Genomic DNA, 24,537 nt, shown 5'->3' on the forward strand with positions numbered 1-24,537 from the left:
CCCGACTACGACGCGGCCATGGACGTGGCCAAGCAGTTCGGCGAGGCGCACGGCATGGCGTTCATCAATCCCTGCCTGGGCGACATGCTGCTGGCGGGACAGGGCACGGTGGCGCTGGAGATCCTGCAGGACCTGCCCGATCTGCGCACCCTCGTGGTGTGCGTGGGCGGCGGCGGCCTGCTGGGAGGGTGCGCGTCGCTGGTGCGACACGACGCGCCACACGTGCGCATCGTGGGCGCGCAGAGCGATCAGACGGCGGCCATGGCCCGCTCCATCGCGGCCGACCGTGTGGTGGAGATTCCCGTGACGCCCACGCTGGCCGATGGGCTTGCCGGCCAGATCGACGAGGCCGCGCTCGACATCGGCCGCCACGCGCTGGACGACATCGTGCTGCTCACCGAAGACGAGATCGCCCGCGCCATGGCCTGGCTGTACCGCGAGCACGGCGTGAAGGCCGAGGGCGCGGGCGCCGTGGCCACGGGCGCGGTGCTGTTCGGGAAGACGCCGATCGGGTTTCCCGCGGGCGTGATCGTGAGCGGGGGCAATGTGGACGATGCGAGGGTGAGATCCGTGCTTGACCGATAGTAGGGTGGTAGGACGGTAGGACCGTAGTTGGTAAACGGCGTTTGGCAGTCATCGGTCCTACCCCCCTACCGTCCTACCGTCCTACCGTATATTCCCCCGCCATGTCTCTCGCCCTCCACCTTCTCGGCACTTCCGCGTCCCGCCCCACGGTGGAGCGCAACGTCGCGTCCGTGGCGCTGGTGCGCGAGGGCGAGACGATCATGTTCGACTGCGGCGAGGGCACGCAGCGGCAGATGATGCGCTACGGCGTGAGTTTCGCGCTGCAGGACATCTACTTCACGCACTTCCACTCCGACCACGTGATCGGCGTGATCGGCCTGATGCGCACGATGGCGCTGCAGGGCCGCACCGAGCCGATGCGGCTGATCGGTCCCAAGGGCGGGGGCAAGCACCTGAAACGCGCCAAGGAATTCGGCGTGGACCGGGTCACCTTCCCGGTGGAGATCATCGAGCTCGACGCGGGCCAGCGCGTGGAATACGGGGAGTTCTCGATCGTCCCCTTTTCCGTGGATCACGGGCCGTCGCTCTCGATGGGCTACGCGCTGGTGGAGCCGGCGCGGAAGGGCCGCTTCAACCCCGATCACGCCCGCGCGCTGGGCATTCCCGAGGGACCGCTCTGGGGACAGATCCACCGCGGGCTGGCGGTCACGCTCCCCGACGGCCGCGTGGTGGAGCCCGCCGAACTGGTGGGGCCGCCCCGCTCAGGTCGCACCGTGGTCATCACCGGCGATACGCGCCCCTGCGACGCCACGGTGGAGATGGCGCGCGACGCGGACCTGCTGCTGCACGAAGCCACGTTCGCCGACGAGGAGGCCGAGCGTGCGCGGGAGACCGGCCATTCCACGGCGCGCGAGGCGGCGGGGGTGGCGGCGCGCGCCGGCGTGCGCAAGCTCGTGCTCACGCACTTCTCGGCGCGCTATTCGCACGACCCGTCGGAGCTGGGGCGCGAAGCGAGGGAGCTGTTCAGCGACGTGGTGATCGGCCGCGACGGGATGATGATCGACGTCCCGTACCGCGACGCGGACGCCGGCTCAGTCGCGCCCGGTGTGTGAGGAGTTGGAGCGCCATGCGTTGGGCACGGGGTCGGGACGGTACACCGGCATCGACCGGCGGAACAACCGGGTGAGCGACTCCTGATCGAGCGACTGCTCCACGAGCTGCGGATCGAGACGCGACGTGACGCTGCGCGCTTCGGGTCCGTGGCTGATGTACCAGTTGTAGCGATCCAGCCGAGAGTGCTGCGCGTCGGGATGACGAAACAGCACGACGGCATTGCTGGACGCAGGATTGGTCACGTGCACGGTGTAGTCGACGCCGTCAGGCGAACGATAGATGAGCATGGTGATGCGATGGTCGAGGGTGGCGCGCCGCGGGGTCAACCCACGGGCGACGGCGAGAGGGGCTGGCGACCGCCGTAGCCGGCATCCGCCTCGTGCCAGAACTGGACTTCGGGCTCGCCCTGGCGCCAGCACAGCAGAATGCGGCGGCCGTCGAGTTCGCTGGGAAAGTCCACGAGGCCGAGCCGCGGATCCTTGAGCTCGATGCCGAGCGCTTCGAGTTCACGCTGGAAGCCGGCGATCTCGCGCGCCAACGCCTGCACCTCGCGCTCCAGCGGCAGCGGCGCGGGGTGTTGGCCCTCTGCCTGCGCGCTCGACGACGCGAGATCCAGTTCCAGGATCTTCTCCCGCCAGGCCGCGTGCTGCCGCACCACATCGGTCACGATCTTGCGAACGAGCGGGAGCGTGGCATTGGCCTGGTCGACCGTGAATAGCTTCATGCTTGATAATAGCCGAATTCGACGGCGCGCCACAACGAGGTCAGCGGTCTCCCTACGCCTCGTCGTGCAATCGCCGCTCGGACTCGCGCTCCTCCAGCCGCAGCCGGCGGCGCTGTTCCGCGGCTTCGTAGCGGCGGAGCTCGGCGGGCGTTTCGGGCTGGAGGGCCGGGATCTCCACCGGGCGTCCGTTGCGGTCCACCGCCACGAAGGTCAGGTAGCACGAATTGGTGTGGCGCCGCCGGCCCGTGAGCAGGTCCTCAGCCTCCACGCGCACCCCCACTTCGAGCGACGTGCGCCCCACGTAGTTCACGCTGGCCTTCATCACGAGCAGGTCGCCCAGGTGGATCGGCTCCCGGAAGTCCACGCGGTCGATGGACGCCGTGACCACGGGCATGCGGCAGTGCCGGAACGCGGCGATCGCGGCCGTCTTGTCCATCATCGACAGCACGACGCCGCCGAACACGTGGCCCATGTTGTTCGCGTCCTGCGGCATCATGAGTTGCGACGACTCGTGCTGGCTCTCCTTCACGGTCCTGGTCAGGCGATGGCTGCTCATGGCGACGAGGCGCGCCGGCGCGCCGGGCGCCGAGCGACGGGCAGGGGTGAGGAGCGGACGTTCGCCGCGGCGCGGAACAGCGCCCGGCCCGCGGGAAGGCGAACGCTGGCCACGCGCGCGTTGTCGTCGTAGAGCACGGCGTCGTCGAACGCGTGGAGCAGTGCGCGGCGCGTGGTGGTGTCCACGCGCGGCTGGTCGAGCCAGAACACGTGGTGCACGGGTATCTGCACCTGTCCCACGCGCCAGACGCGCCGCGCCGAGTCCACGAGGGCCACGTCCATCACGTCGTCGGCGCCGGCCGTGGCGCGCAGCGTGTACCCCGGGCGGGTCCATTCCGCGGTGCCGCCGCGCACGGTGGTGGGCAGCGTGGGCCGCACGCCGGCCCACCACGCCTCGGAGTCCAGCGGAATGGGCGGCAACGGTAGCGCGCCGTTGCCGTCGCGGCGGCCGGCAATGCGGCCGGCAAACGAGACGGCCGGGCGTCCGCGCACGTCGGTGAGCGAATAGCTGCCGGCGTCGAACGCCACCTCGGCCAGTATCAGCCGGACCACGTCGGGCAGTTCGCGCTCGTTGGCGCGCGCCGAGTCCAGCGTGGCGGCATATGCGCGGCGGGCCTGCGCGAGCACGCGATCGCCCGCCGCCGGTCCCACCAGGCTCGCCACCGGCACGGGATGGCCCACGCGCAGGTCCACGAGGGCGCGCCACGTGGTGTGCCATCCCGGCTCCGGCCGGCGCCTGGTGTCGGCGTGGTATTCGAGCGAGAGGAACGGCCCGTGGAGGTCGAGCAGCGTGACGTCGGAGGTGGCGACGAGCGACGGGCGATCGCGGCCCGGCTCGTCGGGATCGAGCGGCGTGTCGTCGGGGTGCGCGGCGGCGTAGCCGTGGGCGATGCGGTCCACCAGCGTGTCGGTGAACACGACCGTGGAGTCATCGGTGATCAGGTCGCGCGAATACACCAGCTGCCCGATGATCAGGGCATCGTCGTACGAGTGATCGTCATCGGCCACGTACACTTCGTGGAAGCGCCCGCCGTACCGCGCCAGGACGATGGACGACCCGCGCATGCGGACGCCGTCCGGGCCGGCGGTCACCCAGTAGGTGGAGTCGCCCGAGACGAGCAGGAAGTCGGCCCGGGGCGGCCCGCCGGCCGGCGGCGCCGCGCAGGCGGCGGCGAGCAGCACGGCGAGGGTGACGAGGCGGCGGGGCATGGATAAAGATATAGGCCAGGGGACTTGGTCATCCCCTGCGCAGTGCCGCCACCACCCGTTCGACGTCCGATTCGGTGGTGTAGCAACTGGCCCCGAGCCGCACCACGCCGTCCGGCGCCTGGCCCAGCCGTTCGATCACCGTGGACGCATAGAAATCCCCGTTCGAGGCGAACAGCCCCTGGCTGGCCAGGCAGTGCGCGACGTCGGTGGTGGCGCGCCCATGCACCACGAACGACAGCGTGGGCGTGCGCGGTTGGCCGGGCCGCGGCCCGAACAGGGTGAGCCCCGGGATCGTTTCCAGTGCCGTCCAGAGTTGGGCCAACAGCGCCTCGCCGCGCGCATGCAACTCGGCGTAGGCCGCGGCGAGCGCGCCGCGACGCCCGCCCGGGGTGCCGGGCGCGGCGAGGCCGGCCAGGAAATCCACGGCCGCCGCGGCGCCCACGATCCCTTCGTGATTCTGCGTTCCAGTCTCCAGCCGCTCCGGCGATTCCTGCGGCGCCGGATCGAGCCGCGGCACGTCGGCGCGCTCGATGAGTTCGCGCCGGCCCCACAGGATTCCGATATGCGGTCCGTAGAACTTGTACGCCGAACACGCCAGGAAATCACAGCCGATGGCCTGCACGTCCACCAGCCGGTGCGGCGCGTAGTGCACGGCGTCCACGAACACGAGGGCTCCGTGGGCATGGGCCAGGGCCGTGGCGGCGCGCACGTCGCTGATCGTCCCCAGGGCGTTGGACGCGGCGCCGATCGCGAGCAGCCGAGTGCGCGGGCCGATGACCCGCTCCAGATCGTTCCAGTCGAGCGTGCCGGTGTCCGGTTGCATGCGCACGGTGCGGACGGTCACGCCGCGGTCCACGGCCAGGGCCCGCCAGGGCGCCACGTTGGCGTGGTGGTCCAGTTCCGTCACCACCACCTCGTCGCCCGGCCCCCAGGCGCGGCCGAGCCCGCGCGCCAGATGGAAGGTGAGCGAGGTCATGTTCTGTCCGAACGCGATCTCGTCGGGGCGGCCGTTCACGAAGTCAGCCAGCGCGGCGCGGGCTCCCGCGATGAGCGCGTCGGTCTCCTGGCTCGTGGGGTACGCCCAGTGCGTGTTGGCGTTGTGGTGCAGCAGGTAGTCGCCCACGGCGTCCACCACGCGCTGCGGCACCTGGGTGCCGCCCGGTCCGTCGAAATACGCCACCGCATGGCCGCGGTACTGGCGGGCGAGGGCGGGAAAGCGCGAGCGGATCTCGTCCACGCTCGCCACGGGAAGTGCCTGGAGTGTCTGTGTCATCGGTCGCTATGGTTCACCGGATCTCGGTATTCGCCAGCCGTTCGATCACCTTCACCGCCTCGACGTGATCGGCTTCCTCGCCCAGTTCCATGTGCGCCATGCGGAACAGCTCGGCGGTGAGCTGCAGGATGGGCGAGGGGACCTTCTGCTCGCGCGCCACGCCGGCGGCGATGCCCACGTCCTTGTCGAGCAGCGCCAGGCGGAAGGTGCGCGGGAACGCGCGGGAGAGCACGCGTTCGGGAAACAGATTCATGGACGTGTTCGACCGGCCGCTCGAGGCGTTGATCACTTCGAGGGCGACGGCCGGATCCACGCCGGCGCGCGCCAGCGCGGCCAGGCATTCCCCGGTGGACCACACGTGGATGGCGAGCATGGCATTGTTCATGGCCTTCACGGCGTCGCCGGCGCCGATGGCGCCGCAGTGCACGATCTTCTGTCCGAAGGCCGCGAGCACGGGGCGCGCCCGCTCGAGCGCGGCGGCGTCGCCCCCCACCATCACCGTGAGGGCGCCCTTCTCGGCGCCGCTCACGCCGCCGCTCACCGGCGCATCGAGGTAGGCCACGTCGTGGCCGGCCAGCCGCTCGGCGATGCGGGCCGACGTGGCCGGATCGCCCGAGGTGCAGTCCACGAACAGGGTGCCGCGCGCGATGCCGGCCAGGATGCCGTCCGCGCCGTCCAGCAGCGACGCCACGTTCTGCGAGGTGGACAGACAGGCCACGACCACGTCGGCGCCGCGCACCGCGTCGGCGGGCGACGAGGCCGCGCGGGCCGCGGTGGTGGCCGCGAACTCGCGCGACCGCTCGCCGTTGCGGTTCCAGACGGTGAGATCGAAACCGGCATTCGCGACGCAGCGCGCCATGGGGCGGCCGATGGCGCCGAGTCCGAGAAAGGCAACGTTGGTCATTCGGGAGGGGTGGAGGCGAAGGGAAGTTCGCGGGCGCGGGCGGGCGCGTCAACGGACCGTGCCGGCGTATATGTTGTGGGCGATGATCACGCGCCTCGCCATCCCCGGCATGATGAGCACCCACTGCGTGACGGCGGTGTTCACCGCGCTCACCGCGGTGGAGGGAATCGCGCGGGCGGACGTCGTGATTGGCCGGGCGACGATCGAGCACGACGGGCGGGCCACGGCGGGCGCGCTGCGGGCCGCGATCGCGGTGGCGGGCTACGAGGTGGCGGAGATCGTGGAGGAGCGGCGGCGGTTGGTCTGAAAAAGGTGCGGGGGGTGCGCCCCCTTCCCGGTGCGCCCCCCCGCCGATCTTTTCCCCCGTATTTCCCTGAACCTCCTGGGCGGGTGCCACTCTGCCGTTGCCCGCAGCGGTTCATGGAGTAGAACCCCTCGACCGGAAATACGTTCCCGCGGGCGTGCCGCCGGGCCCCCGCGGGTGGGCGGGCGCGGCTTGTCGCGCTCACCGCGCGGACCTAACTTCACGCGCCTTTCACCTGGATCCTCTCGCGCGAATGCCCCCCGAACGCGTGACTGCAGCGGCGTCCCCCAACACGCGGTCGAGCACGTGGCGCGCCACGGGGCTCATCGTGGTCAGTGCCTCCGGGTTCGGCGCGATCCCGATCCTCACCACGATCGCCACCCGGTCGGGTGGGTCGCTGCTGAACATCCTGTCGTGGCGCTACCTGATGGGCACCGTCCTGCTCGCACTCCTCGCGGGCACCACGGCGTCGCTGCGGGCGCCGCTCCGGCGCCTCGCGCCGGTGTTCGTGTTCGCCGGCGGCGCCCAGGCGTTGATCGCCTTTGTCAGCCTGTCGGCGCTCGCCTACCTCCCGGCGGCGTCGCTCAGCTTTCTGTTCTATACGTATCCGGCATGGGTGGCGGTGCTCGCCACCGTCCGCGGCACCGAGCGGCTCACCGGCCCGAGGGCGGCCGCTCTGGGCCTCGCCCTCGCCGGCATCTGGGTCATGGTCGGTGGCCCACGCGTGGGATCGCTGCCCCCGGTGGGCGTGGCCCTGGCCCTGGTGTCGGCCATGGCCTACGCGCTGTACATCCCGATGATCGGCCACTACCAGGAGCAGATGTCCGAATCGATCGCGGCCGTGTACTCGGCGCTCGGCGCCGGCGTGATCCTGCTGGCGATCGACGTGCTCACCCACCGCGCCACGCTGGCCCTCCATCCACAAACCTGGATGGCCATCGGAGCGATGGCACTCTGGTCCACGGCCATCGCGTTCATCGCGTTCCTGCGCGGATTGCGCGTGCTCGGCCCGGTGCGCACCGCCATCGTCTCCACCGTGGAGCCATTCTGGACCGCGCTCCTCGGCACCTGGGTGCTGCGGCAGCCGCTCACGCCCACCACCCTCGGCGGGGGCGTGCTCATCGCCGCAGCGGTGATCCTGCTGCAGTGGCGGCGGGCGGCGGAATAGCGCCGCGCCGGCCCTACCCATCCCTCGGCGCGCCGATGCTAGATTTCGCCACGACGCAACCGGAGCACCCGATGGAACAGGTGACATTCAAAATCGAAGGGATGACGTGCCATCACTGCGTGCACGCGGTGACCAGCCGTCTGGCCAAGACGCCCGGCGTGAAAGTCGAGGACGTGAAGATCGGCTCGGCCACGGTCCTGCGCGATCCCGCGCTGGCGACGATCGATCAGATCGAAGAGGCGATCGCGGACGAGGGGTATACCGCGTCCGTCAGGTAGGGACGCTGGACGGGGCTGGGGCGGAGCCGCGGTCGCGGATCGCCCTCAGTCGCCCCAGGCGCTGATCACCCCGTCTTCCAGCCACGCGTAGTCCCCCGCCAGGACCTCCTGGCTCACCCGGTAGATCGCGGCATCGTTCGGCCCCGAGAACCGGCGAAAGGTCTCGTCCACGCGCAGGCTGGCTTCGGCGCAGAACAGATCGGCCAGCGCCACGGCGCCGGGATTGCCGCGCCGCGCGTCGTCGTTGGCGCGGACGCACGCCGCCGCCATGGCGAACAGTTCGGCGCCGATGTCCACGCCGCGGAAGAGCAGTGCCTGCTTCCGCTCCAGCCGGGGGCCGTACCGCACCATCGCGTGGAAGAGCGCGCGGGCCAGCTTGCGGGCGCGGCGCTCCACGAACCGCAGGTGCACGCCCAGCGTGCCGAACTCCCCGTAGCCCTTGAGCCCGGGCAGCCAGAGCCCCGGATACCAGAGCGCGTAGAACGGCGCCGCGCGCAACGCCGCCTTCACGCGCTGTCCGGGCGTGGAGCCGGGACCCACGATCGGAAACGCCAGCTTGAAGTGGTGGTCCACCGCTTCGCGGGCGATGAACAGCCGCATGATCTCCGACGAGCCTTCGAAGATCAGATTGATCCGTGAGTCGCGCAGGGCCCGCTCCACCGGCACCGGCCGCTCCCCGCGGCCGCGCAGCGAGTCGGCCGTCTCGTAGCCGCGTCCGCCGCGGATCTGGAGCGCGTCGTCCACGATCTGCCACGCGGCTTCGGTGTTGTACAGCTTCGCGATCGCCGCCTCGAGGCGAATGTCGTACCCGCCCCGCTCGGCCACCGCCACGGTGAGTCGCGAGACGGCGTCCATGGCGAAGGTGTTGGCCGCCATCATCCCGATCTTCTGCGCCACCGCCTCGTGGCGGCCCACCGGCTGGCCCCACTGCACGCGCTCCATCGCCCACCGGCGCGACACCTCGAGCATGGTCTTGCTCCCGCCCACCGTGCTCGCCGGCAGCGTCAGGCGCCCCGTGTTGAGCGTGACCAGCGCCAACTTGAGGCCGCGTCCCTCGGCCCAGAGGATGTTCCGCCTGGGCACCTGCACGTTGGTGAACCGGATGAGCCCGTTCTCGATGGCCTTGAGCCCCATGAACCGGCACCGATGCACCACCTCCACGCCCGGCCAGCTCGCTTCGACGATGAACGCCGTGATCTGACGCCGCGGCTTGCCGTTGACGAGCTTGTCCGGCGTGCGCGCCATCACCACGAACAGTTCGGCGCGCGTGCCGTTGGTGCACCAGAGCTTCTCGCCGTTCAGCACCCAGTGCGAGCCGTCGGCGCTGGGTTCCGCATGCGACGCCAGGTTGGCGGGGTCGGAGCCCACGTCCACCTCGGTGAGCGCGAACGCCGAGATGGCCCCCTTGGCCAGGCGCGGGAAGTACTCGCGCTTCTGTTCGTCGGTCCCGAACAGCTCGAGCGGCTGCGGCAGTCCGATGGACTGGTGCGCCGACAGCAGCGCGGCCAGCGAGCCATCCTTGGACGTCACCATCGCGATCGCCTGCACGTAGCTGGAGTAGTGCAGGCCGAGTCCGCCGTACTCGGTGGGAATCTTGATGCCGAACGCGCCCATGGCGCGCAGCTCCTCCACGTACGCTTCGGGCACCTCGCCCGTGCGGTCGATCATGTCGGAGTCCACGCGCTCGAGGAACGCGCGCAGTTGGGCGAGGAACGGCGCGGCGCGCGCGTCCTCGTCGGGGTCGGGCGCCGGATACGGATGGATCAGGTGGAGCGGGAATCGTCCCAGGAACAGCTCGCGCACGAGACTCGGTCCCGACCACTCACTCTCGCGCGCGGCTTCGGCAACGTCGCGCGCCTCCTGCTCGCTGGCGGGGGACTGCGGCGCCTGGGCCATGTCACGCTCCGGGAAGACGGGACCCCTCGCGCGCCGCCTGGCGCGCCTCTCGGTCCTTGAGGATCACGAACGTCGCGCCGCCCACGGCGATCAGCGCGAACGCGAACCATTGGATGGCGTAGCTGCGGTGCGGGCCTTCGTCGAGCGGCGGGGGGTCGATGCGCATCGGCACGCCGGAGATCACGGAGTCCTTGCCCAGCGCCACCACGTACGCATCGGCCACCGGATACGGCAGCGCGGCCGCCACGGCCGGATAGTTCACCGTGCGGAGATGCCACGGCTCCGGCGGCGGCTTGACCGGCGTCTGGAACTCCTCCACGTACCCCTCGAACGTGCTGTCGGGCGCCTGCCATCGGAACGGTTCTATCGTGGACGCATCGGGCGCGTACACCCAACCGCGGTTCACCAGAACCGCCGTGTCGTGACCGGCCACGCGGATGGGCGTGAACACGTACACGCCGGGCGACCCGTCGCGCGACCGGTCCACCATGTAGAACTCGTGCGCGAAGTCGGGCGTGCCGGTGACCGTGACGCGCCGGAAGTGCGTGCGCGCGCTGTCGCGGGGCAGCGCGAAGAACGGCACCGGCGTGGAGTCGATGCGCGATTCGATATACGCGTTGAGCGCGCGACGCTCATGGAGGCGGCTCAGCTGCCAGAATCCGAGCCGCGTGAACAGGGCTGCCGCCGCGGCGGCGAACAGCGCGAAGACGAAGAGGCGCCGAGACATGGGGACAAAGGTAGCGGGAATGGCCGACGCGGACGTCGGTGGGGGACGCCGCGCGCGGCCGGTCAGAACAGCGACATCTGTTCGCCGATCAGCGCCGGATCCACCGGGTGCTGATGCAGCAGGCGTTGCAGTTCGCGGGCCGAGGCGGGGCTGTGCCCGGAGAAGTGATTGTTGAAGTAGCCGTACACCGTGCGTCCGTCCTTCTCCAGCCGGGCCAGCACGCCGGCCCAGGCCTCCAGATCGCGCGTGCGGTCCATCTGGACGCGCGAGAAGTCCACGATCTCCCGGTTCCCCAGCCAGCGCACATAGACGAAGTCGGCGGTGAGGCGCTCGGCGAGGGCGAACACCTGCTTGCGCGGAATCCACTTGCCCTCGATGAGCGCCAGCGCCACGCCGTGCTCGGCGAGCAGCGCCAGGACGCCATCGTAGATCCATCCCTTGTGGCGGAACTCCACGGCGCAACGGACGTCGCTGGGCAGCGTGGGCAGGAAATCGGCCAGCGCCGGCAGCTCGGTGGGCGTGAAGTCGGGCGGGAACTGCAGCAGCACGGGGCCGAGCCGGTCGCCCAACTCGCGGGCCCGATCGAAGAACTCGGCCGCCACCAGGCCGGCGTCGCGCAGCCGCCGCTCGTGCGTGACTTCCTGCGGCATCTTGAGGGCAAATCGAAAATGCGGCGGCGTGCGGTCGGCCCAGGCGCGCACCGTCTTCGCCGACGGCACCGCATAGAACGTGGAGTCCACCTCCACGGTGTCGAACGCGCGGGCGTACACGCCCAGGAAGTCCGCCGCCCGCGTGCGCGGCGGATAGAACGGACCCACCCACGCGTCGTAGTTCCACCCCTGGGTGCCGATATGCACGATGCCCGCCATATCACCAATTGGCGCACGCCGAGCGAGCGCTGTCAAGCGCCGTCAGCGGTAGGTCTCGAAGAACCCGGTGCCGTCCCCCCGGATCACCTGTCCGTTCACGCGCCCCGTCAGGTGCATCGTGCCCTTCATCTGGATGAAGTAGGGCCGCGCGAGGGCGCGCGCCGCCAGGGCATCGCCGCGCTCGATGAGCGGGGTCCGGGTGTCGGTGCCGGTGGCGTCTTCCACGTCCAGCACCACGCGCAGCGTGTCGTCGCCGCGGATGTCCGCCATCTCGCCGCGCACCGGCACCTCCACGCGATGCCCGTTCACGACGATCGTCCGGCCGTCGGTATAGTGGATGTCCCGAGGGCGGAAGACGGCAAGGAAGCCGAGCGAGTCGGTGAGGTAGACGAAGAGGGGACGTAGGACCGTAGGGCGGGAGGGAGGTTGGACGGCCACGGCGTTGCGCAGTTCATCCGTCCTCCCCCCCTTCTGTCCTACCGTCCTACCAGCACCATCCACGCGTCCGTACAACACGCCGTACTCCCCCGCCCGGCCCGCGCCCCACTCCCACGTCACCCCGCGCCACACCCCCCAGTTGTGATCGTGGTACGAGGGCGCGGCGTCGTAGCGCTCGCAGCGTGCGGCCACGCAGATCGATCCGCTGGCGTCGGCGCGGAGCGCCGGCACCACGTAGCCCGACACCAGCGGGCCGCTCTCCACGGCGGCACCCGGGAAGTACGCGCCCGCCGACGGCGCGACGACCAGATCCAGCGTGAGTGGCGCCCCGGTCGATTCCTCGCGCGCCACGGCGCGCAGCTTGTAGCGCCCGTCGGGCAGCAGCGTGACCGACGACTGGCCGATGCGCAGGTCGGCGTCGCGGGTGGAGAACCGCACGAGCGACGAGGGCACGGAGGCCACGAACCGGCGCGACGGCCGGTCGTGGGCGTGCAGCGTCACCAGCACCTGGCCGCCCCACCGCCCGTCGGGCACGGCGCCGGCCACGATGAACGAGATGAACGCCCACCGCTGCCGGTCGGGGGACACCACGTTGAAATAGTCCCACTCCGCCCACGAGGGATCGCCGGCCGCCGCCGGCGGCGGCCGATGGAAGTGATCGATCGCGTTGCGCAGTTCGAACGGCGTGGGATCGCGCCACCGGCGGTCGAGCGAATCGTCGCCCCACGCGCCCGCGGTGAGCGCGGCCCCCGCGCCCACCGCGGCGTTGCGCGACGGAATCTGTCCGCTCGCCAGCACCGGCACCTGCCGCCCGTCGGGCAGCGTGAGGTACGCCAGCTTGCCCACGATCTGCGGCGCCGCGGCGCGCACGTCGCCGGCCAGCCGCGGCGCGGCCAACAGCTGCCGGTACACGAACCCCGCGTGATCGATGGACAGGAACATCCCACCCAGCCCGCCCGTCTTCATCACCTCGACGTCGATCCCCTCGGGCAGCACCGTGATCTCGCCGCCACCGATCAGCCGCTCGTTGCGCGCCTGCGTGAGCATCGCCGTGCCGATCGAGAGCAGCACCACCATCACCGCCACGCCCAGGGCGTAGCCCACGAGCAGGAACGCCGTCCGCCAGGGCCGCTGCACCAGATGCCGGAACGACAGCACCGACAGCATGGCTCAGCGCGCCCGCGTATCGGACAGGATCGCGCCGTCCTTCATGTGCACCACGCGCCGCGCGGCACGCGCCAGATCCTCGTCGTGCGTCACCACCACGATCGTCGTGCCGTCGGCGTTCAGCCGCTCGAACAGCGCGATCATCTCGGCGCCCGTGTGCGCGTCCAACTCGCCGGTGGGCTCGTCGCAGAGCAGCAGCGCCGGCCGGTTGGCCAGCGCGCGGGCAATGGCCACGCGCTGCTGTTCGCCGCCCGAGAGTTGCGACGGCCGGTGGCCCGCGCGCGACGCCAGCCCCACGTACGACAGCAGTTCCATCGCGCGGTCGCGCCGCGCGCCCCGGGGCACGCCCGCTTCGGCCATCGGCAGTTCCACGTTCTCCCGCGCCGTGAGCGCCGGCATCAGGTAGAACCGCTGGAACACGAACCCGATGTGCAGCAGCCGGAACCGCGTCGCCTCGCGATCGGTCAGCCGGTCCACGCGCTTGCCGCCGATCTCCACCGCGCCGGCATCGGGACGATCGATGGCGCCGAGCAGGTTGAGCAGCGTGGACTTGCCGCACCCCGACGGGCCGGCGATCGCCACGTAATCTCCCGGCGCCACGTCGAGCGACACGCCGCGCAGCGCGTGCACCGGAGATTCGCCCATCGCGTAGTCGCGATGCAGATCGCGCGCGCTCAGCACCAGCGCCGGGTTGCTCATGCCACCGCCTCCTCGCGCAGCGTGGTCGCGATGGGCAGCGACGCGCCCCGCCACGCCGGATAGACGCCCGCCAGCACGCCGCACACCCCCAGCAGCCCCAACGACACCCAGGCATCGCGCGGCTGGAAGAGAAAGAAATCGATCGCCGCCGGCAGCCCGGGAAAGCTCGACAGGATGCCGTTGAGATATCGCGCCGTCACCAGACCCAGCCCCAGCCCCAGCACCGATCCGGCGAGCATGATCGCCGTGCCCTCGACCAGCACCTGGAGCACGATGGACCGCGTGGCGATCCCGATCGCCCGCATCACGGCGATCTCGCCCAGCCGCTCGTTCACCGACACCGTGACCAGCGTCGTCACCAGCAGCAGACCCACCGTGAGGCTCACCGATCCGAGAATGAAGGCGAGTTGCCGGAAGTAACTCAGCCGCTCGTCCACCTGGCGCAGCGCCGTCGCCGTGGAGATCACGGTCACGCGCGGGATCGCGCGCGCCACCCACCGCTGGACCGTGGCGGGGTCGGCGCCCGGACGAAGCCGCAGCATGAACAGCGACACCGGATCGTCCACCGTCTGTCGCATGGCGCGGAGCGTGGCGATCGGCAGCGCCACCACCCGCGGATTGGCCGGCATGTACACGAAGTGCGCCGTGCCCGCCACCACCAGGCGCCGCTCGCCGATCAACAGGCGCATCTGCGCGTCGTAGCCGCCGGCCACGCGGAGCGTATCGCCCACGCGCGCCCCCGTGGCGGCCAGGAACTGATCGCTCACCACCATCTGGTCGGCCCGCTGGATGTCGTGCCCGGCACGCAGATCGTAGTCCCCCTGCACCGCCGGATCGATGCCGATCGCCACCGCCGCCACGGTGCCCCGCCCGAGCGCCACGTGCACCTGCCCGCCCAGCACCGGGCTCACCGTCACGATGTCGGGGTTGGCGCGCAGCTGCGCCATCACCGCGTCGGCGCTGTCGATCGTGGCCTCGGTGTCGAACGGCAGCGTCCCCTTGGGCGCCAGCCGGAGCGCGAAGCCCCGCGACTCGAGCAGCGACCGGAACGACTCCCGCATGCCGCTCGACAGCATGACCATGTCCAGCAGCAGCGCCGCCGACACCGCCACGCCGATCACGGCCAGCGCCGTGCGGCTGCGACGGCGCCAGAGCGAGGCCCGCACGAGCGTCAGCAGCATGTGGTCATCGCCCGAACAGCACGAGGGGATGCACGCGGGTGAGCCGCCGCGCCGCAAAGAATCCTGCCGCCACGCCCAGCCCCAGCGACAGCGCCACCGCGAAGGCCACCACGTCGGGCGTGACGATCGTGAACGCCAGCGGCGTGCGGTACACGCCGCGGTAGTGGGCGTTCACCAGCGCCGACGCCGCCACGCCGATCCCCACGCCCAGCACGCTGCCCGCCGTCGCGACGAGCGTGGCCTCGAGCACGATCGCCTTGAGCACCGTGGCCGACGAGATGCCCATCAATCGCAGCGCCGCCACGTCGCGCCGCCGCTCGTCCACCTTGAGCAGCATGATGCAGAGCAGGAAGACGGCGCTGGCCACGATCGTGATCACGCCGATGGCGCGGTGGAACCGGCTCACCACGAGAAACGTCTGCGACGTCTCCACCGCGATGTCGCGCGACCGGTACGCCTGGAATCCGAACGCGGCATCGTTGATCCGGGCCAGGGCGCGATCGGTGGCCGCGGCGCCGGCCGTGGCCACCGCGAACCGGTCCACGCGGTCGCCGTATCCGATCAGCGACTGGAGCTGGTCCAGGTGCATGAGCACGCGATACTCGCCGCGCGCCACCTCAGAGGGATCGGCGCTGCGCCGCACGATCGCCCCCACGACCACGGTGTCGCCCAGGCCCGTGGGCGAGGCGCGCACCACCAGCCGATCGCCCACGCGCAGATGCGCGTCGGCGGCCAGCCGTTCGTCAATCGCGATCGTTCGGGGAGCGGCGGCCGCTGCCGCCGCGGCCCTTGGCGGGGCGGCCGGCGGGACGGCGAGTTGCAGCGCGAGCAGCGGAACGAGCAGCACCGGCATCCGTGGAAAGTAGTTCAGGCACGGGCATCACGAGCACGTGGCGCGCCAACTCCGGCCCGATGCTCCGCTCGGCGCCGCCCACGCGCAGCGTGATCGGCCCGCCGAACGGCGCCCGCGCCACGAGGCGGATCCGCGCGCCCGGCGTGATGCCCAGCTCGGCCAGATAGCGCAGCCGCCCGGAATCGTCGTCCTCCACGCGTTGCACGCGCGTGTCCGCGCCCGGCGCGAGATCGTCCAGCGACTCCAGCCGCCGCTCGTCCACCGTTCCGTCGCGCGACGGGATGGGCGCGCCGTGCGGATCGGTGCGCGGCTCCCCGATCGCGGCCGCCATCCGGTCCACCAACTCGTCGGACGCGGCGTGTTCGAGCCGCTCCGCCTCGTCGTGCACACGGTCCCACGGGTAGCCGAGCGCCTGGGCCAGGTAGGCCTCGATCACGCGGTGCCGGCGCAGCGTGCGCAGCGCGGCCCGGCGACCGGCGTCGGTGAGCCGCGCCCCGCGATACGGCTCGTGCTCGATGAGCCCCTGTTCGGCCAGCCGCCGCACCATGCCGCTCACCGAGGCCGGCGCGATGCGCAGCGCCGCCGCGATCTCGTTGGTCCCGGCGGCGTTCCCCGCGCGCTCCAGCTCGTAGATCGCCTTGAGGTAGTCCTCGACCGGCGCCGTGAGCGCCGCCAGGCTGGCCGCGGTCACGGCGCCGGGGTAGGCGGCCGGCGCACGGCCGGCTTGCCCAGCACCAGCAGCACCGGCACCCGCGACGCGTGCCGTACTTCGTTGGCCACGCTGCCGTAGATCAGGTCCTTGAAGAACCGGTGCCCGTGCGTGGCCATCGCGATCAGGTCGCATCCTTCGCGCTCGGCAGCGGCGCGGATCTCGCCCGACGGATCGCCGCCGGCCAGCAGGCAGTCGGCGGGAATGCCGGCCGCCGACAGTTCGGCGGCCACGCGTTCCACGTACTCGCGGTCCTCGCGCATCTCCTCCGACTCGCGCAGCTTGAGCTCCTCCACGTTGCGCGCCGCGAAGCCGTCGGCCACGTGGATCACCAGCACCGAGGCGCCGCTCCACTTGGCGAGGTCGCGCACGTAGGCCACGATCGCCGCGTCGTAGGCCGAATTCTCCACGGGGAGCAGGATCTTCTTGAACATCAGTGCCCCCACCCGCGCACCGTCTGGACCAGCAACCAGGCGTTGAGCAGCGCGATGCCCACGGCCACGCTCCAGGCCAGCCCCTTGAGCCAGCGGCCGTTGACGAACTCCCCCATCTTCTCCCGCTCCGAGGTGAATCGCACCAGCGGGAACACGGCAAAGGAGAGCTGCACGCTGAGAATCACCTGGCTGAGGATGAGCAGTTGGGTGGCGCCGGACGCGCCGTATAAGATGGCGACCACGACGGCCGGCACAATGGCGATGAGCCGCGTGATCAGCCGCCGCACCCAGGGGCGCAGGCGGATATTCAGGAACCCCTCCATCACGATCTGGCCGGCGAGCGTGCCGGTGAGCGTCGAGTTCTGGCCCGATGCCAGGAGCGCCAGGGCGAACACGGTGCTGGCGCCGGCGCCGAGGAGCGGCGTGAGCAGCTTGTACGCGTCCTGGATCTCGGCCACCTGCATGTAGCCGGAGCGGTGGAAGGTGGCCGCGGCCACGATCAGGATGGCGGCATTCACGAACAGGGCCAGCGTGAGCGCGATCGTCGAATCGATGAACGCGAACCGCACCGCCTCGCGTTTCCCGGCCGCGTTCTCCTCGTACCGCCGCGTCTGCACGATGGACGAGTGCAGATACAGGTTGTGCGGCATCACCGTGGCCCCGAGGATGCCGATCGCGATGTACAGCATGTCCGGGTTGGTCACCACCACGCGGCGCGGAATGAATCCGAGCAGCACCGCGTGCATGGCCGGCCGCGACAGCATGATCTCGAACAGGAAGCACACGCTGATCGTGACGATGAGTGCGACGACCAGCGCTTCGAGCGTCCGGTAGCCCCGATGCTGCAGGAACAGCAGGATGAGCACGTCGAACGCCGTGAGCGCCACGCCGATCGGCAGCGGGATATGGAACAGGAGCTGCAACGCGATGGCCGAGCCGATCACTTCGGCCAGATCGCACGCCGCGATCGCGATCTCGGCCACCAGCCACTGGGCGATGGCGGCCGGCCTGGAATAGTGGTCGCGGCACGCCTGGGCGAGGTCGCGACCGGTCACGATCCCCAACTTGGACGCGAGCCCCTGCAGCAGCACCGCCATCAGGTTGGAGATCAGGATCACGCTGAGCAGCGTGTAGCCGAACCGCGATCCGCCCGCGAGATCGGTGGCCCAATTGCCGGGGTCCATGTAGCCCACGGCCACGAGGTACCCGGGGCCGGCAAAGGCGAGCACCTTGCGCCACCAGGACGCGCCGTTGATCGGGATGGTGCGGTACGCCTCGGCCAGGCTCGGCGCCATGCGCGCCCGGCGCCACCCTCGCTCCGCCACGGGCGGCGGTTCGGGGGTGGGCATATCGGGCGGGCCGGAACGGGTCAGGGGCGGGATGGCCATGGAGGACGGCGAGAATGCGTGTAGCCTAATCGCCAATTTAGGTACAACTAACTTTTCCGCAAGCCCGCCCGGGCCATCGGCCCGCCGCATCGCAGCCGGAGAGTGACCGCGGCGCCCGTGAGCGATACCTTGGTGGTCCAACCAACCCGTTGCCCGGCGCGCGACAGGTGCCGCCGGCATCCGCTCCCCGAGGCCGCCATGCCCGATCCCGCCCCCACCCCCGCCGCGTTCGGCCTGTCGCGCATCGGCCAGATCGCCGTCACCGTGCACGACCTCGAACGCGCGACCGCGTTCTATCGCGACGTCCTCGGCATGAAGCTGCTGTTCGCGGTGCCGAACCTCGCGTTCTTCGACGCCGGCGGCATCCGCCTGATGCTCGGGCGGCCGGAGACCGCCGAGCACGACCATCCCGGTTCGATCCTCTACTTCACCGTGGACGACGTGCACGCGGCGTACGAGACGCTCGCCGGCCGCGGCGTGGCGTTCGTGGATCGGCCGCACGTCGTGGCGCCGATGGCCACCGGCGATCTCTGGATGACCTTCTTCAAGGACCCGGACGACAACACGGTGGCGATCATGGCCGAGATGCCGCGGCGCTGACGCGCGGCCGCGGCGTCAGACGGCGTCGCGGTACCGGGCCACGAGCTGCCGCAGCATGAACTCCGTCATCCCCCACACCAGGAAATCGGCGTAGCGGAACACCGGGCGCTCCTCCACGCCGAGCGTGCGGATCGTGATCGGCGCCGTGCCCCAGTTGGCCGGATCGAGCAGATCGCCGAACGGGACCCACGTGGAGGCCGCCACCTCGCGGCTCGGCTGCACGCGCGGCGTTCCGCCCACGGCGGCCACGAACGGGCGCACGAGGATCGGCGGCAGCGCCGGCGTGCGCGGATGGATGTCGTCGAGCGTGCCGATCAGGCGCCCGTGGACGGCGAGGTCGATACCGGTTTCCTCAACGGTCTCGCGGATGGCGGTGGCGGCGAGGTCCGCGTCGTCGGGCTCCATCCGCCCGCCCGGGCAGGCCACGTGTCCGCTCCACGGATCGCGCTCCGCTTCGGCGCGGCGGATGAGCAGCACCTCGGGGGCCGACGCGCCCATGCGCAGCACCACCGAGATGGCGGCCTGGCGCACCGGGATCTCCGGGGTGATGATGCGCCCCGGATGCGCCGCCAGCGCCCGGGCCAGGCGGGCCACGTCGGGGTGGGCGAGCAGGGCGTCGAGCCGCGTCATCGCACCGCTCCCCGTCGCCTCAATCCTCCACGTCGCCGCCGGCGTCCGTCCAGCCGCGGAATCCTTCGCGCAGCGACGTGACGTTCCGGAAGCCCATCATCTCGAGCGTCTCGGCGGCGAACGCCGACCGATTGCCGTTGCTGCAGTACACGATCACCATCGCATCCCGCGGCACCAGGGCTTCGACCCTGGCCTCGAGGTTGCCGCGCGAGATCACCAGCGCGCTGGGGATCCGGCCGAGATTGGTCTCGTTGGGATCGCGCACGTCGAGGAACACGATGTGCTCGCGCCGCCGATAGCTATCGAGGGCGCTCGCCACCGACGTCTCGCTGATGCGTGCCTTGACTTCGTTGAGCAGGTCCTGACCGGTTTTCATATTGTCGCGACTGAAGGGATGCCCGACGGTGCAAGGTAATTCCAGCAGCGGACGACGGTAAGGCGGTCCGCAGGCTCCAACATTGGAGCGTCAGAGCGGGAACACGTGAACACATGAACGCCGCGACCGGTTGACGATCTACGGCTCGATCGTCAACCGCCCCGCGTCCGCATCCAGTTCCCCCAGCGCGCCCAACGGCACCGTCCACTGATCCGCCACGTGCCCGATCGGCGCGCCCGCGATGCACGGCACCCGCAACTGTTCGGCCACTTCCCGCAGCACGGCGTCGAGCGAGCGCGCGCCGCCATGGTCGGGCCGCTCCGACGGGACGTTCGTGAAGGCGCCGAAGACGATCCCGGCGCACGTGGAGAACGCGTCGCCCAGGCGCAGCGTGAGCAGCATGCGCTCGATGCGATAGACGTCCTCGTTCACGTCCTCGATGACGATGATCGCCCGGTCGTAATTGGGCGCGAACGCCGTGCCGGCCAGCGCGGCCAGCAGCGCCAGGTTGCCGCCCGTGATCCGCCCGCGCGCCCGCCCGGGGCGCAACGTTCGCGCGTCCGCCGCCGTGCCGCACGGGTCGGTGCCGCGCATCACGGCGCGCTCCAGCGAGTCGCGCGAGAACGGCGTCAGCTCGGCGCGCGCCACGGGCGCGTGGAAGGTCACGACCTCGCACCGTGAAGCGACGGCCGAGTGAAGGGCGGTGATGTCGGAATAGCCCATGATCGCGCGCGGGCGGCGGCGCAGGGCGCTGTATTCCAGCCCCTCGAGCAGGCGCATCGCGCCGTACCCGCCGCGCAGACACCAGATGCCGTCGATGGTGTCGTCGCGCAGCGCCGCGTTCAGATCGTCCAGCCGCTGCTGATCGGTGCCGGCAAAGTACCCGTCGCGCGCCAGGGCCGACGGGCCGGGCACCGGCTCCCATCCCATGGTCCGGGCGTTGGCCATGGCCCGATCGAGGTCGGCGGGGCCGGCCAGCGGGCCCGAGGGCGCGACCAGGGCCACGCGCGCGCCGGGACCGAGCGGCGGCGGGTGCCTCACGCGGGGCAGCGGACGATGACGAACATGCGCGTGGCAGTGTAGGCGCCCACTCGCGTCCGGTCAACGCCGCGCCCACCTTTCGTGCGTGCGCATCGTCCCCGCGTGATCGCCGCCAGCGTGCTGCTCGCCGCGCTGCCCTGGGCGCTGGCGCCACTGGTCATCGTGGCCCGGGCCCGGCGCTCGCGCGCGCTCGCCGACTGGGCCGATGTCGTGCCGCCCCCCGCGCCCCGCGTCTCGGTGGTGATCCCGGCGCGCAACGAAGCCCGCAACATCGAGCGCTGCGCGCGTTCGGTGCTCGCCAGCAGCTACCCGGAGCTGGAGGTGATCGTCGTGGACGACCACTCCAGTGACGGCACGGGCGAGATCGCGCGCGCCATGGCCGAGCGCGACCCGCGACTCCGCGTGATCATGCCGGCCGCGCTGCCCGCAGACTGGTTCGGCAAGCAGTGGGCCTGCGCCGCCGGAGCGGCCGTTGCCACGGGCGAGGTGCTGCTCTTCACCGACGCCGACACCGAGCACGCACCCGACCTCATTCCGCGCGCCGTGAACGCGATGCGCGAGCGGGGCGCGGACCTGCTGTCGGTGGCCGGCGCGCAGGAGCTGGGCACGTTCTGGGAGCGGGTGATCCAGCCGCAGCTGTTCGTCATGCTGCTGGCGCGCTATGGCAGCACCGAGCGCGTGAGCACGTCCACGCGCCCCAGCGAGGTGATCGCCAACGGCCAGTGCATCTTCGTGCGCCGCGACGCCTACCACGCGATGGGCGGGCACGGCGCCGTGCGCGACAGGGTGGCCGAGGACCTCGCGCTGGCCCAGCGATTCGTGGCGCACGGGCGGCGGATCGCGCTCGTCACCGGCCTGGACCAGCTGTCCACCCGCATGTACACGTCGCTCGGCGAGATCGTGCGCGGATGGGAGAAGAACGTGTACGCGGGCGGCCGCGACGCCGCGCCGTTCGGCGCCTGGGGACGCGCGGCCTACCCCGCCCTGCTGCTCGCCGTCCCCCTGTTCGGTCTCGCGCCGCCGCTGGCGCTCGTGGCCGGACTGGCCGGCCTCGTGTCCACGACCGTGGTCCTCTGGGCGCTGCTGTGCGTGGCGTGCACGATGACGTGGTGGTGTGGCTTCTATCAGCGGGTCGGCCTGCCGCTCTGGTACGGCGTGGTCTATCCGCTGGGGTTGGCGCTCGTGCTGTACATCATCGGCGCCGCGCTGGCGCGGGGACGGCGGGTGGCGTGGAAGGGGAGAACCTACCTGGCGCGGTAGCGCCGCCGCCTCGGTGCGCGTTGCGTTAGCATTCCGGAGACGCATCGCTCCCGCACAGGAACAGGCTCCCCCCAGCCCAACTCCCCATGCGAACCCTTGGCCCGCGCGCGGCCCTGCTCGTCGCGGCGCTCGCGCTCCCGGCCGCCGCGCAGGATTCCACCGCGCGCGACAGCATCCGCGCGCTGCGCGGCGTCACGATCACCGCCACCCGCGCGCCGGCGCGGATCCTCACCACGCCGCTCGCCATCACCACCCTTTCGGCCCAGGATCTGCGCGGGCTCCGCGGGTTCGGACTCGACGAAGCGCTGACCATGGTGCCCGGCGTGGTCGCGCAATCGCGCTACGGCACCGGCGACGTCCGGCTGGTGATTCGCGGATTCGGCGCGCGCGGCGCCGGCGACCGGTCCAACGCCGGCACGTCCCGCGGCGTGCGCGTGCTGATCGACGGGTTCCCGGAGACCGAGCCCGACGGACGCACGTCGTTCGACCAGATCGACCTCGCCGCGGCGGACGGCGTGGAGATCATCCGCTCGAATGCCTCCGCCGTCTGGGGCAATGCCGCCGGCGGCGTGATCAACGTGCGCACCGTCCCGTCGGCGCTGGTGCCGGCGTTCGACCTGCAGCCCATGTTCGGCGCGTTCGGCCTGGCGCGCTACGCCAGCCGCGCGTCGGCGCCGGTGGGCGACGGCGTGGCATTCGTGAACTTCACCAACAGCTCGTTCGACGGATGGCGCGAGCACTCGTCGGCCCGCCGCGCGTTGATCAACGCCGGCATCGTGGGCCGCGTGGGCCCCCACACCCGCGTCGGGTTCTACGCCACCGGCGCCGACAATCTGTTCCGGATTCCCGGCCCGCTCACGCTGGCCGAGGTCGCCGCCGATCCCCGACAGGCCAACGCCACGTATGCCTCGCGCGACGAGCGGCGCTACAACCGGATCGCGCGGCTGGGCGCCACCGTGGAACACGACGTCGATTCCACGGCGTCGGTGTCGGGCATGGTCTTCGTGAGCCCCAAGTACCTCCAACGCTCCGAACGCGGCACCTTCCGCGACTTCACGCGCTACCACGTCGGCGCCAACCTGATCGGCCGCAAGAGCGTGCCGCTGTCGTCCGCGGCGCAGGCGCGCGTCATCGTCGGCGTCGACGAGGCATTCCAGGACGGCGCGATCCTGTTCTACTCGCTCGTCAACGGCGAGCGCGGCACCGAACTGCGGGACAACAAGGGCGAGGGCGCCAACAACTTCGGCCTGTTCGCGCAGGGCGAGCTGGCCATCCGCGAACGGCTGGCGGTGTCGGTGGGCGCGCGCCTGGATCAGGTGACGTATTACGCGCGGAGCTTCATCGATCCCACGCTCAATGACAGCAAGTCGTTCAGGCGCGTGACGCCCAAACTGGGGGCCAGCTGGCTCCTGAACCCCGCGGCGAGCATCTACGCCAACATCGGCGGCGGCATCGAGGTGCCCGCCGGCAACGAGACCGACCCCGCCCCGGGGAGCGCGGGCACGTCCATCAATCCGCTGCTCGAACCCATCCGGTCCACGAGCTACGAGGTGGGCCTCAAGACGGTGGGCGCGCGCCTGGCGCCGCTCTGGGTCTCGTACGACCTGGCGCTGTACGACACCGAAGTGCGCAACGAGATCATCCCGTACAACGGCGGGCGGTTCTATCTCACCGCGGGCCGCGCGCGGCGGCGCGGCGCCGAGCTCGGGCTCAGTGTGCTGGGGTCGCATGGACTGTTCGGGGCCGCGGCGTTCACCTGGTCGCGCAACCGGTATCTGGACTACCTCGTGGACTCCACGTACCTCGGGGCGCCGGGCGCGACGGCGAATTTCAGCGGCCACAAAGTGGTGGGCGTGCCCGACGTGATGGCCAACGTCGAGGTGGGCGCGGAGTTCCACCGCCTCCGCGCGCTGCGCGTGGCGCTGCGCCTCGAACACTCCGGCGCGTTCTATGCCGACGACGCGAATCTCGTGAACGTGCCCGGGTACAGCATCCTCAGCCTCACGGTGGAGTCGCGGCGACCGCTCGTGACCGCCAATGGCGTGGGGCTGGGCGGGTTCGTGTCGGTGCAGAATCTGGCCAACCGCCGCTACATCGGTTCGGCATTCCTCAATCCGGACTACGTGAACGGCGCGCCCCTGGCGTTCGAACCGGGGCTGCCCCGGTCGCTGGTGATCTCGCTCACCGCCAGCCGGCTGCCGTAGCGCCGGTCCGCG

At 71.1% G+C, this 24,537-nt stretch carries 27 protein-coding genes; 8 read left to right on the forward strand and 19 right to left on the reverse strand.

The window, feature by feature from the left end; translation table 11 throughout:
• Together VNE60_11905 and rnz are read left to right on the forward strand one after the other, a co-directional pair.
• The coding region (locus VNE60_11905) for a pyridoxal-phosphate dependent enzyme (protein ID HVB32224.1) at nt 1-585 on the forward strand (585 nt) is incomplete at its 5' end.
• A gap of 101 nt (nt 586-686) precedes the next feature.
• Complete coding sequence (gene rnz / locus VNE60_11910) at nt 687-1,637, forward strand: ribonuclease Z (protein HVB32225.1); 951 nt, start codon at nt 687-689, stop codon at nt 1,635-1,637.
• Here rnz and VNE60_11915 read toward each other — a convergent pair.
• The 6 genes from VNE60_11915 to VNE60_11940 are packed head-to-tail and all read right to left on the reverse strand — an operon-like array spanning nt 1,617 to nt 6,303.
• The gene (locus VNE60_11915; GenBank protein ID HVB32226.1) at nt 1,617-1,925 is read right to left on the reverse strand and encodes a hypothetical protein; all 309 of its coding nucleotides are present in this window, start codon (nt 1,923-1,925) and stop codon (nt 1,617-1,619) included. The two genes, rnz and VNE60_11915, sit on opposite strands and share 21 nt — an antisense overlap.
• Before the next feature lie 35 nt (nt 1,926-1,960).
• Nucleotides 1,961-2,362, reverse strand: coding sequence for a DUF2203 domain-containing protein (locus VNE60_11920; GenBank protein HVB32227.1), 402 nt, complete (start codon nt 2,360-2,362; stop codon nt 1,961-1,963).
• 52 nt (nt 2,363-2,414) lie between these two features.
• Nucleotides 2,415-2,918, reverse strand: coding sequence for an acyl-CoA thioesterase (locus tag VNE60_11925; GenBank protein HVB32228.1), 504 nt, complete (start codon nt 2,916-2,918; stop codon nt 2,415-2,417).
• Entirely contained in the window at nt 2,915-4,126 is a 1,212-nt protein-coding gene (locus VNE60_11930; GenBank protein HVB32229.1) for a hypothetical protein, read from the reverse strand. Before VNE60_11930 ends, VNE60_11925 begins: the two co-directional genes overlap by 4 nt.
• 28 nt (nt 4,127-4,154) lie before the next feature.
• A complete protein-coding gene (locus VNE60_11935) occupies nt 4,155-5,399 on the reverse strand; it encodes a cysteine desulfurase-like protein (protein ID HVB32230.1) in 1,245 nt (414 codons plus the stop codon).
• A gap of 13 nt (nt 5,400-5,412) precedes the next feature.
• Complete coding sequence (locus VNE60_11940; GenBank protein ID HVB32231.1) at nt 5,413-6,303, reverse strand: NAD(P)-dependent oxidoreductase; 891 nt, start codon at nt 6,301-6,303, stop codon at nt 5,413-5,415.
• 82 nt (nt 6,304-6,385) lie between these two features.
• On the opposite strand from VNE60_11940, the gene VNE60_11945 reads away from it, so the two are divergent.
• The 3 genes from VNE60_11945 (at nt 6,386) to VNE60_11955 (ending at nt 8,053) form a co-directional block, all read left to right on the forward strand.
• Nucleotides 6,386-6,610, forward strand: coding sequence for a heavy metal-associated domain-containing protein (locus tag VNE60_11945; GenBank protein HVB32232.1), 225 nt, complete (start codon nt 6,386-6,388; stop codon nt 6,608-6,610).
• Nucleotides 6,611-6,860: 250 nt separating this feature from the next.
• The gene (locus tag VNE60_11950; protein ID HVB32233.1) at nt 6,861-7,775 is read left to right on the forward strand and encodes a DMT family transporter; all 915 of its coding nucleotides are present in this window, start codon (nt 6,861-6,863) and stop codon (nt 7,773-7,775) included.
• A 71-nt stretch (nt 7,776-7,846) separates the two neighbouring features.
• Nucleotides 7,847-8,053, forward strand: a complete 207-nt coding sequence (locus VNE60_11955) for a cation transporter (GenBank protein ID HVB32234.1) — start codon at nt 7,847-7,849, stop codon at nt 8,051-8,053.
• Nucleotides 8,054-8,098: 45 nt separating this feature from the next.
• Here VNE60_11955 and VNE60_11960 read toward each other — a convergent pair whose 3' ends face one another.
• The 10 genes from VNE60_11960 to VNE60_12005 form a co-directional block, all read right to left on the reverse strand.
• Entirely contained in the window at nt 8,099-9,949 is a 1,851-nt protein-coding gene (locus VNE60_11960) for an acyl-CoA dehydrogenase family protein (GenBank protein ID HVB32235.1), read from the reverse strand.
• A 1-nt stretch (nt 9,950) separates the two neighbouring features.
• Nucleotides 9,951-10,676 (reverse strand): SURF1 family protein, encoded by a 726-nt coding sequence (locus tag VNE60_11965; protein HVB32236.1) that lies wholly within the window; start codon nt 10,674-10,676, stop codon nt 9,951-9,953.
• A gap of 62 nt (nt 10,677-10,738) precedes the next feature.
• Nucleotides 10,739-11,545 carry a DUF72 domain-containing protein gene (locus tag VNE60_11970; GenBank protein ID HVB32237.1) on the reverse strand — a complete coding sequence of 269 codons (807 nt, stop codon included), beginning with the start codon at nt 11,543-11,545 and terminating at the stop codon, nt 10,739-10,741.
• A 42-nt stretch (nt 11,546-11,587) separates the two neighbouring features.
• Nucleotides 11,588-13,150: a hypothetical protein gene (locus VNE60_11975; GenBank protein ID HVB32238.1), complete on the reverse strand. Its 1,563-nt coding sequence runs from the start codon at nt 13,148-13,150 to the stop codon at nt 11,588-11,590.
• 3 nt (nt 13,151-13,153) lie between these two features.
• The gene (locus VNE60_11980; GenBank protein HVB32239.1) at nt 13,154-13,849 is read right to left on the reverse strand and encodes an ABC transporter ATP-binding protein; all 696 of its coding nucleotides are present in this window, start codon (nt 13,847-13,849) and stop codon (nt 13,154-13,156) included.
• A complete protein-coding gene (locus VNE60_11985) occupies nt 13,846-15,030 on the reverse strand; it encodes an FtsX-like permease family protein (GenBank protein ID HVB32240.1) in 1,185 nt (394 codons plus the stop codon). The genes VNE60_11980 and VNE60_11985 overlap by 4 nt, the downstream gene beginning before the upstream one ends.
• A gap of 4 nt (nt 15,031-15,034) precedes the next feature.
• Nucleotides 15,035-15,877, reverse strand: coding sequence for an FtsX-like permease family protein (locus tag VNE60_11990; GenBank protein HVB32241.1), 843 nt, complete (start codon nt 15,875-15,877; stop codon nt 15,035-15,037).
• Complete coding sequence (locus VNE60_11995; GenBank protein ID HVB32242.1) at nt 15,774-16,574, reverse strand: metal-dependent transcriptional regulator; 801 nt, start codon at nt 16,572-16,574, stop codon at nt 15,774-15,776. Before VNE60_11995 ends, VNE60_11990 begins: the two co-directional genes overlap by 104 nt.
• Nucleotides 16,571-17,026 carry a universal stress protein gene (locus VNE60_12000; protein ID HVB32243.1) on the reverse strand — a complete coding sequence of 152 codons (456 nt, stop codon included), beginning with the start codon at nt 17,024-17,026 and terminating at the stop codon, nt 16,571-16,573. The genes VNE60_11995 and VNE60_12000 overlap by 4 nt, the downstream gene beginning before the upstream one ends.
• Complete coding sequence (locus VNE60_12005; GenBank protein HVB32244.1) at nt 17,026-18,375, reverse strand: Nramp family divalent metal transporter; 1,350 nt, start codon at nt 18,373-18,375, stop codon at nt 17,026-17,028. Before VNE60_12005 ends, VNE60_12000 begins: the two co-directional genes overlap by 1 nt.
• A gap of 237 nt (nt 18,376-18,612) precedes the next feature.
• On the opposite strand from VNE60_12005, the gene VNE60_12010 reads away from it, so the two are divergent.
• Nucleotides 18,613-19,014: a VOC family protein gene (locus VNE60_12010; protein HVB32245.1), complete on the forward strand. Its 402-nt coding sequence runs from the start codon at nt 18,613-18,615 to the stop codon at nt 19,012-19,014.
• A 15-nt stretch (nt 19,015-19,029) separates the two neighbouring features.
• Here the strand turns inward: VNE60_12010 and VNE60_12015 are convergent, their stop codons facing one another.
• From VNE60_12015 to VNE60_12025, 3 genes are all read right to left on the reverse strand, one after another.
• Nucleotides 19,030-19,644 carry a CoA pyrophosphatase gene (locus VNE60_12015; protein HVB32246.1) on the reverse strand — a complete coding sequence of 205 codons (615 nt, stop codon included), beginning with the start codon at nt 19,642-19,644 and terminating at the stop codon, nt 19,030-19,032.
• Between the two features lie 19 nt (nt 19,645-19,663).
• Complete coding sequence (locus VNE60_12020) at nt 19,664-20,020, reverse strand: rhodanese-like domain-containing protein (GenBank protein HVB32247.1); 357 nt, start codon at nt 20,018-20,020, stop codon at nt 19,664-19,666.
• Between the two features lie 138 nt (nt 20,021-20,158).
• Nucleotides 20,159-21,061: an LD-carboxypeptidase gene (locus VNE60_12025; GenBank protein HVB32248.1), complete on the reverse strand. Its 903-nt coding sequence runs from the start codon at nt 21,059-21,061 to the stop codon at nt 20,159-20,161.
• Nucleotides 21,062-21,142: 81 nt separating this feature from the next.
• On the opposite strand from VNE60_12025, the gene VNE60_12030 reads away from it, so the two are divergent.
• Nucleotides 21,143-22,321 carry a glycosyltransferase gene (locus tag VNE60_12030; protein HVB32249.1) on the forward strand — a complete coding sequence of 393 codons (1,179 nt, stop codon included), beginning with the start codon at nt 21,143-21,145 and terminating at the stop codon, nt 22,319-22,321.
• Between the two features lie 86 nt (nt 22,322-22,407).
• Nucleotides 22,408-24,525 carry a TonB-dependent receptor gene (locus VNE60_12035; GenBank protein HVB32250.1) on the forward strand — a complete coding sequence of 706 codons (2,118 nt, stop codon included), beginning with the start codon at nt 22,408-22,410 and terminating at the stop codon, nt 24,523-24,525.
• The last annotated feature ends 12 nt before the right edge of the window (nt 24,526-24,537 follow it).

It is taken from the genome of Gemmatimonadaceae bacterium (assembly GCA_035533755.1).
Lineage (GTDB): Bacteria > Gemmatimonadota > Gemmatimonadetes > Gemmatimonadales > Gemmatimonadaceae > JAGWRI01.